The 13414-nt window shown below is 69.8% G+C and carries 11 protein-coding genes and 1 tRNA gene; 5 read left to right on the top strand and 7 right to left on the bottom strand.

From position 1 onward, the window contains the following. Positions 1-73 precede the first annotated feature (73 nt). The 4 genes from ACFVYL_RS33535 to ACFVYL_RS33550 all read right to left on the bottom strand — a co-directional run bounded on the left by ACFVYL_RS33535 (position 74) and on the right by ACFVYL_RS33550 (position 3450). The gene (locus tag ACFVYL_RS33535) at positions 74-1111 is read right to left on the bottom strand and encodes an ABC transporter permease (protein ID WP_389722710.1); all 1038 of its coding nucleotides are present in this window, start codon (positions 1109-1111) and stop codon (positions 74-76) included. Positions 1112-1276: 165 nt separating this feature from the next. Continuing rightward, positions 1277-2134, bottom strand: a complete 858-nt coding sequence (locus tag ACFVYL_RS33540; protein ID WP_389722712.1) for a cytochrome c biogenesis CcdA family protein — start codon at positions 2132-2134, stop codon at positions 1277-1279. Further along, on the bottom strand, positions 2131-2970 hold the full coding sequence (locus ACFVYL_RS33545; RefSeq protein ID WP_389722714.1) for a DsbA family protein: 840 nt from the start codon (positions 2968-2970) through the stop codon (positions 2131-2133). The genes ACFVYL_RS33540 and ACFVYL_RS33545 overlap by 4 nt, the downstream gene beginning before the upstream one ends. A 60-nt stretch (positions 2971-3030) precedes the next feature. After that, positions 3031-3450 carry a hypothetical protein gene (locus ACFVYL_RS33550; protein ID WP_389722716.1) on the bottom strand — a complete coding sequence of 140 codons (420 nt, stop codon included), beginning with the start codon at positions 3448-3450 and terminating at the stop codon, positions 3031-3033. Positions 3451-3533: 83 nt separating this feature from the next. Here ACFVYL_RS33550 and hrpA point away from each other — a divergent pair, with 83 nt between their 5' ends. From hrpA to ACFVYL_RS33565, 3 genes are all read left to right on the top strand, one after another. Continuing rightward, the gene (gene hrpA, locus ACFVYL_RS33555; RefSeq protein ID WP_389722718.1) at positions 3534-7517 is read left to right on the top strand and encodes an ATP-dependent RNA helicase HrpA; all 3984 of its coding nucleotides are present in this window, start codon (positions 3534-3536) and stop codon (positions 7515-7517) included. A gap of 94 nt (positions 7518-7611) precedes the next feature. Further along, positions 7612-7686, top strand: a tRNA-Asp gene (locus tag ACFVYL_RS33560). 193 nt (positions 7687-7879) lie between these two features. After that, positions 7880-8158, top strand: coding sequence for a DUF6274 family protein (locus ACFVYL_RS33565; protein WP_389722720.1), 279 nt, complete (start codon positions 7880-7882; stop codon positions 8156-8158). Positions 8159-8681: 523 nt separating this feature from the next. Here the strand turns inward: ACFVYL_RS33565 and bldC are convergent. Next, positions 8682-8888, bottom strand: a complete 207-nt coding sequence (gene bldC, locus ACFVYL_RS33570; RefSeq protein WP_003949541.1) for a developmental transcriptional regulator BldC — start codon at positions 8886-8888, stop codon at positions 8682-8684. 474 nt (positions 8889-9362) lie between these two features. After that, a complete protein-coding gene (locus tag ACFVYL_RS33575) occupies positions 9363-10292 on the bottom strand; it encodes a hypothetical protein (protein WP_389722722.1) in 930 nt (309 codons plus the stop codon). 220 nt (positions 10293-10512) lie between these two features. On the opposite strand from ACFVYL_RS33575, the gene ACFVYL_RS33580 reads away from it, so the two are divergent. Both ACFVYL_RS33580 and ACFVYL_RS33585 read left to right on the top strand, forming a co-directional pair. Next, positions 10513-11589 carry a Leu/Phe/Val dehydrogenase gene (locus tag ACFVYL_RS33580; protein WP_389722724.1) on the top strand — a complete coding sequence of 359 codons (1077 nt, stop codon included), beginning with the start codon at positions 10513-10515 and terminating at the stop codon, positions 11587-11589. Positions 11590-11905: 316 nt separating this feature from the next. Then, positions 11906-12157: a DUF3073 domain-containing protein gene (locus ACFVYL_RS33585; RefSeq protein ID WP_055613827.1), complete on the top strand. Its 252-nt coding sequence runs from the start codon at positions 11906-11908 to the stop codon at positions 12155-12157. A gap of 149 nt (positions 12158-12306) precedes the next feature. Here ACFVYL_RS33585 and purM read toward each other — a convergent pair whose 3' ends face one another. After that, positions 12307-13380 carry a phosphoribosylformylglycinamidine cyclo-ligase gene (purM, locus tag ACFVYL_RS33590; RefSeq protein WP_389722726.1) on the bottom strand — a complete coding sequence of 358 codons (1074 nt, stop codon included), beginning with the start codon at positions 13378-13380 and terminating at the stop codon, positions 12307-12309. Positions 13381-13414 lie beyond the last annotated feature (34 nt).

Here is a 13414-nt window from a genome sequence, read left to right on the forward strand (position 1 = left end):
TTTTGTCCGGCCCGGGCCGGTTGGTGGTCGGCCCCCCCCCCCCCCCCCCCACGCCCCCGCCCCCCACCACCGCCTAAGCCCCCGCATGGGCCGGCACCGAAACCCGTCCCCCCGGATGCCGATGGCGCCACACCCAGAACACCGTGCTCGACAGCAGCGCCCACCCCGCAAGGACCAGAAACGGAAACGCGTGCTGGTGGCCGCCGAAGTACACCGCCGTGTGCTGCGCGTTGACAGACGCCCCCGGCGGCAGCCACTGCCCGATGTGACCGAGCACGGACGGCAGCAGCGGCCACGACACCGCTCCCCCGGACGACGGATTGCCGAGGAGCACCATCAGCCCCCACGTCGGGATCATCGCCCACCGCCCGAACAGCGTGTTGAACATCGTGAAGACCATCCCCGACGTGAACATCGTGAGCGCCAGGATCAGCCAGGACTCCACGAAGGGCAGGTCGAGCGCCCCGAGCCACCAGTCCACGACCGCCGCGATGACGAACGCGCCGAGCAGCGCGTACAGCACGGTGAACCCGATCCGTTCCGCCGGATTCAGCCCGCGCGCGTGCACGCTCAGCTGGATCGCCCCGACGAAGCCGATGATCACGGCCGCCAGCGAGATGTAGAAGATGGCGAGCCCGCGCGGGTCCCCTTCCTGCAGCGGCTTGACGTCCTTCACCGTCACCGGCACCCCGACCGCCTTGCCCACCTTCGGCGCGGTCTCCGCGAGCACCTGCGCGACGGAGGCCCCGGATGCCCCGGAGAGGTCGAGCGTCACTTTGCCCTCACCCCCGCCGGACGGCGTCACGTCGAGGATCGCGAAGACCTTCTGTTCCTCCATGTCCTGCCGGGCCGCCGCCCGGCTGTCGTACCGGTGGACCTCCAGCGAGGCGTTCAGCGCTTTCTCCATGCCGTCGAGGAAGGCCTTGCCGCGTGCCGTGTCCGGGGCGTCGACGACCGCGGTGGGGATGCGGTGCGGGGTGGGCTTCGCCATGGAGTACGTGTACGAACCCGCGAAGAGCCCGGCGGCCGCCGCCAGGATGAACACGAGCACGAGCGCGGGCAGGAAAGGCGACTGCTTGAACGCGCCCCACCGCTCGCTCCGGGTAGGCACACGCCCGTGCGCACCATGCGCACCATGGGCATCCGCACCACCCGCAGCATGCGCCCCACCCTCCCCCAGCTGGTGCTGCTCCACTCGCGACTCCGGCTCCGGTCCCGGTTCCTGATCAGGCATACGAATACGCTAAACCACGTAAAAGTATCCGACCCACTCAGATCACTCCGCAGTCGACGAAACGGACTTACTCCGCCGCCGCCACCCCCGCCGCCACCCCCGCACAGCCAGCACCGCCCCCACCAGCACCACGACACCGATCAACAGCACGGCATCCGGCACGGCACGGCCCAAGCCGCCCGCCCACTGCTCCACCGCGAACGAGTCGTCCACGTCCAGGAGGCCGGGCAGCGCCGTCGTCCCGTCGTAGACGAGGAACAGCGCCCCGAGGGCGATGAAGAAGAGACCCGACAGCAGCGACGTCGTGTGCAGCTCGACCCGCCCGAGCCGGAACGTCCGCCCCCGCAGCCACCCGCGCCGCCCCAGCTCGAACCGCTCCCAGAGCAGCGCGAGCAGGAAGAGCGGCACGGCCATCCCCAGGGCGTAGACGGCGAGCAGCAGACCTCCGTAGACGGGGCTGCCGCTGACCGCGGCCACCGTCAGGACGCTGCCGAGGATCGGCCCCGCACAGAACCCGGCGAGTCCGTACACCGCCCCCAGCGCGTACACGGAGAACGCCGTGGTCGGCCGGATCCGCCCCGACAGCTCCGCCATCTTCCGCGAGGCGAACCCCATGCCGAGGATCTGCAGCACCCCGAGCCCGACGATCAGCCACCCGGCGACGAGGACCAGCTGGTCGCGGTGGCCGAAGAAGAACCGTCCCGCGTAGGACCCGGCGGCGCCGAGCGGCACGAGCGTGGTCGCGAGCCCGGCGTAGAAGATCCCGGTCCGCGCGACGAGGCGGGAGGCCGAGTCGATGGAGTAGGCGAAGAAGGCCGGCAGCAGCAGTGCGCTACACGGGCTGACGAGGGCGAGCAGACCGCCGAGGAACGCGGCGAAGTACCCGACGTCGGCGGTCACTCGGAACCACCCTCGTCGCGGCCCGCCTTCGGCCCCGCGGACTTCCCCGCCGCGCCGGACTGCCCCGCCGCGCCGGGCTTCCCCGCCGTGCCGGGCTTCGCGTTCGCGGCCGCCGCTTCGATCGCCTGGTGGAAGACCTCGTCCGGCTGGGCGCCGGAGACGGGCCGCCCGTTGATCAGGAAGGACGGCGTCGACGCGGCCCCGAGGCCGTACGCCTCCTCCTGGTCCTTGCGCACGGCGGACCCCGCGGCGTCGCTGTCCGCGTCCTTCATGAACCGGTCGACGTCCTTGACCCCGGCCTTGCGTGCGATCTCCTTCAGCCGGTCGTCGCCGAAGCCCTTCTCCTTGGACCCCTCGGCGTACGCGGCCTCGTGGAACTGCCAGAAGCGGTCCTGGCGCCCGGCCGCCCACGCGCCGCGCGCGGCCCGCTCGGAGTCCTTGCCGAAGATCGGGAAGTTGCGCCATTCGATGCGCAGGGTGCCCTCGTCGACGTACTTCTTCACGAGGCCCGGCTCGGTGTCGCGGGCGAACTTCCCGCAGAAGCCGCACTTGAAGTCGGCGTACTCGACCATCACGACGGGCGCGTCGGCGCGGCCCTGTGCGAGCGGGTCCCCGGCGTCGCGCCGCGCGAGCTTCTCCAACTCGGGGTAGACGCCGTTCTGCGCGTCGGCGGAGGGCGCGGCGCCCGCGGCCGCCTCCTTCACGGTGCTGCCGGAGTCCTCGGGCTTGGTCGCCGTGTACGAGGCGACGCCGAGCAGCAGCGCGGCGACGGCGACGCCCGCGCCGATGGCGATGTTGCGGCTCTTCTTGCTGTCGGTCTTGCCGTTCTTGGGCATCAGAGCGATCTCTCTTGTCCTGTTGTACGTCGATGAAGGGGCCCCTGGGACAGGGGCCTCCTACACGCGCAGGATGGAGAGATCGACCGGGGACGGCGGCACCAGCTCCGGCGGGCCGCGCACGGGGGTCAGGTCGAGGAACGCCTGGTCGGCGCCCCAGGAGCCGACGCCGCCGTGCGCCTCGTACAGCGCGGGCAGCAGCTCGTACGCGGAGCTGGAGCGCGGCGGCGACGCGGGGTGTTCCCCGCCGTCCTGGCGTGTGCCCTTGCCGCAGCCGGGCCGGTCGTGGCCCACGCCCGAATGCGCGACGGGAGCCACCGCGGAAGGTGCGGCGACCACCGCGGGCGCGGAAGGCACGGCGACCACCGCGGGCGCGGACCGCCCGGCCACCGCCGGCGCGCAGAACATCCCGAGCACCACGAGCAGCACGAGCAGCACCCCCACCAGGGGGCACCACGGCATGCGGGCACGGGACAACATGCCCGGAATCGTACGTGCCGGGCCCCGCCCCGCGGGAAATCGGTTCGCCACTGCCGAGTCGCGGGTGAGATCCTGGAACTCGTATGTCTACGCAGCCCGCCCTCGCCCTCGACACCCTCGCCCCCCGCCTCTCCGAGCTCTCGCTGCGCGACGAGCACCGGATAGGCCGGCGGCTGGAGGGTGCCCGCCGGATCCGTAAGCCCGAGGCCCGCGCCGCCGTCCTCGCCGAGATCGCGGCGGACGTGGAGAAGGCCGAGGCGCGGATGGCCGAGCGCGGCTCCCGGCTGCCCGTGATCACGTATCCGGAGCAACTGCCGGTCAGCCAGAAGAAGGACGAGATCGCCGAGGCGATCCGCGACCACCAGGTCGTGATCGTCGCGGGCGAGACGGGCTCGGGCAAGACCACGCAGATCCCCAAGATCTGCATGGAGCTCGGCCGGGGCCTGCGCGGCATGATCGGACACACGCAGCCCCGCCGCATCGCGGCCCGCACGGTGGCCGAGCGCGTCGCCGAGGAGCTGGACACGCCGCTCGGCGAGGCCGTCGGCTGGAAGGTCCGCTTCACCGACCAGGTCGGCGCCGACACGTACGTGAAGCTGATGACGGACGGCATCCTGCTCGCCGAGATCCAGACGGACCGCGAGCTGCGCGCGTACGACACGATCATCATCGACGAGGCCCACGAGCGCTCGCTCAACATCGACTTCCTGCTCGGCTACCTCGCCCAGCTGCTGCCCAGGCGCCCGGACCTGAAGGTCGTGATCACATCCGCGACCATCGACCCCGAGCGTTTCTCGCGGCACTTCGGGGACGCGCCGATCGTCGAGGTCAGCGGCCGTACGTTCCCCGTCGAGGTCCGCTACCGCCCGCTCCTCGAAGACGACTCGGAGGACTCCGACCGCGACCAGATCACCGCGATCACGGACGCCGTCGAGGAGCTCCAGGCCGAGGGCGCCGGCGGCGACATCCTCGTATTCCTCTCCGGAGAGCGCGAGATCCGGGACACGGCGGACGCGCTGAACAAGAAGAACTACCGGTCCACCGAGGTCCTCCCCCTCTACGCCCGGCTCTCGCACGCCGAGCAGCACCGCGTCTTCCAGCAGCACACGGGCAGACGCATCGTCCTCGCGACGAACGTCGCCGAGACCTCGCTGACCGTCCCCGGCATCAAGTACGTGATCGACCCGGGCACGGCCCGCATCTCCCGCTACAGCCACCGCACGAAGGTGCAGCGGCTGCCCATCGAGGCGATCAGCCAGGCCAGCGCCAACCAGCGCAAGGGCCGCTGCGGCCGTACGTCGGACGGCATCTGCATCCGGCTGTACAGCGAGGAGGACTTCGTCTCGCGTCCCGAGTTCACGGACGCGGAGATCCTCCGTACGAACCTCGCCTCGGTCATCCTGCAGATGACCGCGGCCGGCCTCGGCGACATCGAGAAGTTCCCCTTCATCGACCCGCCGGACCACCGCAACATCCGCGACGGCGTCCAGCTCCTCCAGGAACTGGGCGCGCTGGACCCGGGCCAGAAGGACCCCAAGAAGCGGCTCACCGAGCAGGGGCGCAAGCTCAGCCAGCTCCCCGTCGACCCGCGGCTGGCCCGCATGGTCCTGGAGGCCGACAAGAACGGCTGCGTGCGCGAGGTCATGGTGATCGCCGCGGCGCTCTCCATCCAGGACCCGCGCGAGCGCCCGGCCGAGAAGCAGGCGCAGGCCGACCAGCAGCACGCGCGCTTCAAGGACGAGACGAGCGACTTCCTCGCGTACCTGAACCTCTGGCGGTACGTCCGGGAGCAGCAGAAGGAGCGCGGCTCGTCCTCCTTCCGCCGCATGTGCAAGGCGGAGTACCTGAACTTCCTGCGGATCCGCGAGTGGCAGGACATCTACTCGCAGCTGCGCACGGTCGCCAAGCAGATGGGCATCCATCTCAACGAAGACGATGCCCCCGAGCAGCACATCCACATCTCCCTCCTCGCCGGCCTGCTGTCCCACATCGGGATGAAGGACGTGAAGGAGTCGAAGGAGAGCAAGGAGAAGGACCCCAAGCAGCGCGGCGGCGGGCGGAACGAGTACATCGGCGCCCGCAACGCGAAGTTCGCGGTCTTCCCCGGCTCCGCGCTCTTCAAGAAGCCCCCGCGCTTCATCATGTCGGCCGAGCTCGTCGAGACCTCCCGCCTCTGGGCCCGGGTCAACGCGCGCATCGAGCCCGAGTGGGTCGAGCCGCTCGCCCAGCACCTCCTCAAGCGCACGTACAGCGAGCCGCACTGGGAGAAGGACCAGGCGGCGGTGGTGGCGATAGAGAAGGTGACGCTGTACGGCGTCCCGATCGTGACCGACCGCAAGGTGAACTACGGCCGCATCGACCCCGAGGTCTCCCGCGACCTGTTCATCCGCAACGCGCTCGTCGAGGGTGACTGGCGCACGCACCACAAGTTCTTCGCCGCCAACCGCAGACTCCTCACCGAGGTCGAGGAGCTGGAGCACCGCGCGCGGCGCCGCGACATCCTCGTCGACGACGAGACGCTCTTCGACTTCTACGACCAGCGGGTGCCCGCGGACGTCGTGTCGGGCGCGCACTTCGACTCCTGGTGGAAGAAGAAGCAGCGCGAGGAGCCCGAACTGCTCGACTTCGAGCGGTCGATGCTGATCAACGAGAAGGCGCAGGGCGTCTCCAAGGACGACTATCCCGACTCGTGGCGCCAGGGGCAGCTCACGTTCCGGGTGACGTACCAGTTCGAGCCGGGCGCGGACGCGGACGGCGTGACGGTGCACATCCCGCTGCAGGTCCTGAACCAGGTCACGGACGAGGGCTTCGACTGGCAGATCCCCGGCCTGCGCGAGGAGGTCGTGGTCGAACTGATCCGCTCCCTGCCGAAGCCGATCCGCCGCAACTACGTCCCCGCGCCCAACTTCGCGAAGGCGTTCCTGGAGCGTGCGGTGCCGCTGCAGGAGCCGCTGCACGTCACGCTGGCGCGCGAGCTGCAGCGGATGGTGGGCGTGCCCGTCTCACCGGACGACTTCGACCTCACTCGCGTACCGGATCACCTGAAGATCACCTTCCGGATCACCGACGAGCGGCGCAAGAAGCTCGCCGAGGACAAGGACCTGGAGACGCTGAAGGTCAGGCTGAAGCCGAAGGCCCGCAAGGCGCTCTCGCAGGCGGCCGCGGCGACGGCGGAGCGGACGGGCTCCTCGGCGGTCGAGCGGACCGGGCTGACGGACTGGACGCTCGGCACGCTCTCGCGCGTCTTCGAGACCCGCAGGGCCGGCCAGCCCGTGAAGGCGTATCCGGCGCTCGTGGACGACGGCGACACCGTCTCCGTACGCCTCTTCGACACCGAGGCGGAGCAGCAGCAGGCGATGTGGCGCGGCACCCGGCGCCTCATCCTGCGCAACATCCCGGTGAATCCCGCCAAGTTCGCCTCCGACCGGCTCAGCAACCAGCAGAAGCTCGCCCTGTCGGCCAACCCGCACGGCTCCATGCAGGCGCTCTTCGACGACTGCGCGATGGCCGCGGCGGACCGGCTGATCGCGGACTTCGGCGGGCCGGTCTGGGACGAGGAGTCGTACCGCAAGCTCTTCGACAAGGTGCGCGCCGAGATCGTCGACACGACGGTGCGCGCGGTCGGCCAGGTGCAGCAGGTCCTCGCCGCCTGGCACGCCTGCGAGCGCCGCCTGAAGTCGACGAAGAGTGCGGTGCTCCTCGCGAACCTCTCGGACGTGCGGGAGCAGCTGAACTCCCTCATCAAGCCGGGCTTCGTGACGGAGACGGGGCTGCGGCGGCTGCCGGACCTCATGCGGTACATGGTGGCGGCGGACCGGCGCCTGCAGCAGATGCCGACCAGCGTCCAGCGGGACACCAGCCGCATGGAGAAGGTCCACGAGATGCGCGACGAGTATCTGTGGCTGCTCGAACAGATGCCGCAGGGCAGGCCCGTCCCGCAGGAGGTCCTCGACATCCGCTGGATGATCGAGGAGCTCCGCGTCAGCTACTTCGCGCACGCGCTGGGCACGGCGTACCCCGTCTCGGACAAGCGCATCGTGAAGGCGATCGACGCGGCCGTGCCGTGACGGGCCGGGTGCGCAGAGTGAGTTCGACCGCCGGGCCTGCACTGCTGTAGAGTCCTGTCTCGCAGCGCAACGCACCAACAAGCGCCGCGAACAAGGTCCTGTGGAGCAGTTTGGAGTGCTCGCCACCCTGTCAAGGTGGAGGCCGCGGGTTCAAATCCCGTCAGGACCGCAGCAAAGAGAACGGGCCGCATCCCTCGTGGATGCGGCCCGTTCTTGCGTTCCGGCTCGGGCGCCCGGCGCCCACAACGGTGCAAATCCCCCGCGTACGCGGCCCGTTGTCGTGCCCGCATCTTGACGGGGTCACATTCCACCGGTACCCCGGACAGCAGGGAGCCGGCGGGAGGCCCCTCAGGAGGTGACGCATGTCCGCTTCTTCTCCGCCCGCGCGACACGAGACGCGCGCCCTGCTGCGCGCGCATCTCGCGGCGGCCACCAGCTATCGCCATCTGACCCGGCACTGCCCGATCTGCCACCGGCTCCTGAGGCTCGCCCTGGAGCCCTCTCAGCCCGCCCAGGACGAACGCCGGGCGCCCGAGGCCGTCTTCTGCGCGGAGGACGCCGCAGAGGGCGAATCCGGGGCCGCACCCGGGGCCGCATCCGGGGACGAGGGCAGCGAGGACGAAAGTCCCCCCGGCGCATGACCAATGCTGCCTCGCGAGCCGCCCCGCCAGTGGGAGGCTGAGAGTCGAAGGCCTTCGGATACCGCCGCGCCCCCTCTAGCGCAGGGGTGTCGCGCGCAACAAGCTTCACGACGTGTGACGGGTGTCACCGAACAAGTTTCAAGAACCCCGGAACTTACACCCTCCCTACAACAGGCCAATTTAATATGTGCAATTGCACTACCTCCCGGACTGCGCCCCGGCTCATCCGCCGGGGCTCCCCCGAGACTCCCCAGCACCCCTCGGGCGACTCCCCAGAGATCAACAAGGGCCCTCACGGACCCGCCCACCAGCACGTCCTCGGCGCACAAAAAAGATCGCGCTGGACCCGGCGGAGTCCAGCGCGATCGAAACGACGCACCCAGGTGTCTCAGGCGTGGCTCCCGTTGGGGCGGGAGCCTTGTCGCGTGTAGCCATATGTCGGACGTACGGCCAGGTTGGGGGACCCGGCAGCAGTGGTGCTCTTCGCCCGAGTTGTGCGAGTTACTGCTGGTAAAGCGGTGCTTCAGGCCTCGCTGCGCTGCTGCGGAATACCCGCGAGCAGTGCGCGGACCTCAGCCTCGCGGTAACGGCGGTGTCCGCCGAGCGTGCGAATCGACGTGAGCTTGCCAGCCTTCGCCCAGCGCGTGACCGTCTTGGGGTCGACGCGGAACATCGTGGCGACCTCAGCCGGGGTCAGCAGCGGCTCGGCATCAGGGGTGCGAGCGGTCATGAGCGGCCTCCTCGGGAGAACCGAACCTTCTCGGTTCATTCCTCTAAATTCTGCACCTTGACCCGCGTTGCCCGAAATGGCGGACGCGAGTCGAGTCGGTTATAGGACGAACGGCTTGTCCTCGGCACTACAACTACACCATCCGTCCAGCCGCGTCGGCCAAACCGATGGAATTGCCCTCCCAGGTGTTCATCACCGACGGAAGCCGATGGACCATGCCATAGCGGACAGTCACGCCACAGTGACGATCAGTCACAGAGCGATCAGGAGTCAACAGACCCCCCATAGAGTGCAATGCTGAGCATTCCGCCCGTACTTGGGCGGAAGGAGCCCTCCCCGGACTCCTTGTCCTATTTTGGCATGAGGAGGGGTGATGGGCGCAAGGGCCCATTAAGTGCGGTCCATCACGCTTGAGTCAAAGGCCCGGATCGGGACCTACGTCCCGGCGCACGGCACTCACGGCACCCACGGACCTCAGTTCGCGAACTGGAGGTCCCGGACGGCCCGCCAGCGCCCCACGAGCCTTGCATACGCCTCGCCGGCCGCCTCCCCGTCGCCGTTGCCCAGCGCCTCGATGCCCTCCGCCACGTCCGCCGCCGAGTGGTCCTCGTCGAGCTCGTCCGCGGCGACCACGTGCACGAGCCCGCCGTAGTCGAGCTCGACCAGGGAACGGGGGTGGAATTCCTCCAGCCACCGGCCGACGTCCACGAGCCCGTCGATGAGCGGCCCCTCGTCCAGCGTGTCCCGCAGCGTCTTGAGGCCGCGGGCGACCCGGCGCCGGGCCTGCACCATCGGAGTGCGGTAGCGAAGGCCGGGCGCACTCCCGCCGTCCTTCTCGCCCTGTCCGTCCTTCTCGCCCTGTCCGTCCTTCTCGCCCTGTCCGTCCTTCTCGCCCTGTCCGTCCTTCTCGCCCTTCTCGCCCTGTTCGTAGCTCCGCTCCTCGTCGGAGACGAGCACGAACCAGTGCAGCGGCACCTGCCAGGTGGACGTACGGATCCAGGGGCGCGCGTCGGGGTTGCGGGCCAGCCACTGTTCGTAGTCCGCGGCCGTCTGGCGACGCAGCACCGGCGGGAGCACCGCGTCCAGGACCGGCCCGGGCAGCTGTCCGGTCAGCTCCCCCATGGCCTGCCAGCCGCGCAGCCGGGTCCGCCAGGGGCAGACGCAGAGCACCCCGTCGACCTCGGCCACGAACGCGTCGTCGCTCTCGTGCACCGGCACGGGCACCGGTGGCGTGGGCAGCAGGTCGGCGAGGGAGCGGCGGAGTTCGTCCTGGCAGGAGGGGAGGTCCGGGCGGCGGGCGTAGCGGGCCCAGTGGCCGCGCTCCGGTTCGGGGAAGGCGGCCAGTGGCTCGTACACACGCAGGTAGGCCGCATACGGGACCGACACCGATGACACCTTGGGCACGGCTGCTCTCTCCCCCACGTACCGGCTGGAAAACTCCGCACAGCCTGCCATGGCCGAACTCCGCCGCGCCCTCGCCCGCCCCGGCGCTACTCCGGGAGGGGGTGATCCTCGACACCGGGAGGTCAAGCACGGTGGACAGCCTTTAGTCTCATGCCCAACGGGCCCCGCCACCCGTACGGAAGCCCGCCCAACCGCCGCCACTTGACCGGGAGTCACCACAGTGACCGAAGCAGACAACGGCGTCCTGCACACCCTGTTCCACTCGGAGCAGGGGGGCCACGAGCAAGTAGTGCTCTGCCAGGACCGTGCCAGCGGCCTCAAGGCCGTCATCGCCATCCACAGCACCGCCCTGGGTCCCGCCCTCGGCGGCACCCGCTTCTACCCGTACGCGACCGAGGAAGAGGCAGTCGCCGACGTCCTGAACCTGTCGCGCGGGATGTCGTACAAGAACGCCATGGCCGGCCTCGACCACGGCGGCGGCAAGGCCGTGATCATCGGGGACCCCGAGCGGATCAAGAGCGAGGAGCTGCTGCTCGCCTTCGGCCGGTGCGTCGCCTCGCTCGGCGGCCGCTACGTGACGGCCTGCGACGTCGGCACGTACGTCGCGGACATGGACGTGGTGGCCCGCGAGTGCCGCTGGACCACCGGGCGCTCCCCCGAGAACGGCGGCGCGGGGGACTCCTCCGTGCTCACCGCCTTCGGCGTCTTCCAGGGCATGCGCGCCAGCGCCCAGCACCTGTGGGGCGACCCGACGCTGCGCGGCCGCAAGGTCGGCGTCGCGGGCGTGGGCAAGGTCGGCCACCACCTCGTGGAGCACCTGCTGCGGGACGGCGCCGAGGTCGTGATCACGGACGTCCGCGAGGAGTCGGTGGACCGGATCGTCCACAAGCACCCCTCGGTGACGGCGGTGGCGGACACCGAGGCGCTGATCCGGACCGAGGGCCTGGACATCTACGCGCCCTGCGCGCTCGGCGGCGCGCTCGACGACGACTCCGTGCGCGTGCTCACCGCGAAGGTGGTGTGCGGCGCCGCCAACAACCAGCTGGCGCACCCGGGCGTGGAGAAGGACCTGGCCGACCGGTCGATCCTGTACGCGCCGGACTACGTGGTGAACGCCGGCGGCGTGATCCAGGTCGCCGACGAGCTGCACGGCTTCGACTTCGACCGGTGCAAGGCGAAGGCGTCGAAGATCTTCGACACCACGCTCGCCATATTCGCTCGCGCAAAGGAGGACGGCATTCCGCCGGCTGCGGCGGCCGACAGGATCGCCGAGCAGCGGATGGCCGACGCGCGCTGAAACCGTCCGGAACCTGACATTCCAGTCGGTCGCGACGCTGTGGCAGGGCCCCGTCGACGTACGCGAGAGACAAGACTCACCCCCGTCGGCGGGTCGCCCGGCAAGAAGAGGTTAAAATCGCAGTTGACCAGCGAGGACGGGGCTCCTCGCGGGTTCTGCGCCGAGGCGCGTCCTGCGGGCGACGTACCGTATGGCCGCAGGAGCAGGTACCGTGGATGCCCTACGGACCGGTCTCTCCACGGAGAGTCCGTTCCAGATCATGAACGCGTGTCAAGACTCTGGGGCCGTCGAGCCCCGTATCCGAGGGGGTCGAGCCATGGGGCGCGGCCGGGCAAAGGCCAAGCAGACGAAGGTCGCCCGCCAGCTGAAGTACAGCAGCGGCGGGACTGATCTGTCGCGTCTGGCCAATGAGCTGGGCGCTTCGACTTCGCAACAGCCGCCGAATGGCGAGCCGTTCGAGGACGACGACGAGGAAGACGACCCGTACGCCCAGTACGCGGATCTGTATAACGACGACGAGGACGAGGACGACGAGTCCGGTCCGACGTCGCAGCGCCGCGGCGCTTGACCTCGTTGCATACGCAGCATTTGTTGATTCTGTTGCCTACGCAGTAGCAGTATTCGCAGTTCTCATAGCAACTGCACTTCACCCGGTCCGGGGTGGTCACCACACCGGACCGGGTTTTGTGCTGCCTGCTTGCCTACTTGGCGGCGCATTTAATGTGAATACGAACCGATCAGGGCCGCGCCCGTCGCGTGGTCGCCGCGGTCGGTGATCTCGCCCGCGACCCAGGCGTCGACGCCGCGGTCCGCGAGGGTGGTGAGTGCCGCGTCCGCCGACTCCTCGGGGACGATCGCGATCATGCCGACGCCCATGTTCAGCGTCTTCTCCAGCTCCAGGCGCTCCACCTGACCCGCCTTGCCGACCACGTCGAAGATCGCGCCCGGCGTCCAGGTCTCGCGGTCGACGATCGCGTGCAGGTCGTCCGGGATGACCCGGGCGAGGTTCGCCGCGAGGCCGCCGCCGGTGATGTGGCTGAAGGCGTGGACGTCCGTGGTGCGGGTGAGCGCCAGGCAGTCCAGGGAGTAGATCTTGGTGGGCTCCAGGAGCTCCTCGCCGAGCGTGCGGCCGAACTCCTCGACCTGCCGGTCCAGGGCCCAGCCCGCGCGGTCGAAGACCACATGACGGACGAGCGAGTACCCGTTCGAGTGAAGACCCGAGGACGCCATGGCGATCACCGCGTCACCCTTACGGATGCGATCGGGGCCGAGAAGCCGGTCCGCCTCGACCGCGCCCGTGCCGGCGCCCGCGACGTCGAAGTCGTCCGGGCCGAGCAGGCCCGGGTGCTCCGCGGTCTCGCCGCCGACGAGGGAGCAGCCGGCGAGGACGCAGCCCTCGGCGATGCCCTTCACGATGGCGGCGACGCGCTCCGGGTGGACCTTGCCGACGCAGATGTAGTCGGTCATGAAGAGCGGCTCGGCGCCGCAGACGACGATGTCGTCCATGACCATCGCGACGAGGTCGTGGCCGATGGTGTCGTAGACGCCCATCTGACGGGCGACGTCGACCTTCGTGCCGACGCCGTCGGTCGCGGAGGCGAGCAGGGGGCGCTCGAAACGCTTGAGGGCGGAGGCGTCGAAGAGCCCGGCGAAGCCGCCGAGGCCGCCGAGGCCCGCGACCTCGGGACGCTGGGTCTTCTTGACCCACTCCTTCATCAGCTCGACGGCGCGGTCGCCCGCCTCGATGTCGACGCCCGCGCTTGCGTAGCTGGCACCAGTGGTCTCAGACATGACGGTGAGAACTTTCGTGTCGTACTGCGTGGGG

The organism is Streptomyces sp. NPDC058308, assembly GCF_042880275.1.
Taxonomy (GTDB): domain Bacteria; phylum Actinomycetota; class Actinomycetes; order Streptomycetales; family Streptomycetaceae; genus Streptomyces.

Bases quoted from the DNA above. Each gene is read 5' to 3' on its own strand.
- ACFVYL_RS33545 (WP_389722714.1), bottom strand. From the start codon at position 2,970: ATGCCCAAGAACGGCAAGACCGACAGCAAGAAGAGCCGCAACATCGCC.
- ACFVYL_RS33550 (WP_389722716.1), bottom strand. From the start codon at position 3,450: ATGTTGTCCCGTGCCCGCATGCCGTGGTGCCCCCTGGTGGGGGTGCTG.
- hrpA (WP_389722718.1), top strand. From the start codon at position 3,534: ATGTCTACGCAGCCCGCCCTCGCCCTCGACACCCTCGCCCCCCGCCTC.
- ACFVYL_RS33565 (WP_389722720.1), top strand. From the start codon at position 7,880: ATGTCCGCTTCTTCTCCGCCCGCGCGACACGAGACGCGCGCCCTGCTG.
- bldC (WP_003949541.1), bottom strand. From the start codon at position 8,888: ATGACCGCTCGCACCCCTGATGCCGAGCCGCTGCTGACCCCGGCTGAG.
- ACFVYL_RS33585 (WP_055613827.1), top strand. From the start codon at position 11,906: ATGGGGCGCGGCCGGGCAAAGGCCAAGCAGACGAAGGTCGCCCGCCAG.
- purM (WP_389722726.1), bottom strand. From the start codon at position 13,380: ATGTCTGAGACCACTGGTGCCAGCTACGCAAGCGCGGGCGTCGACATC.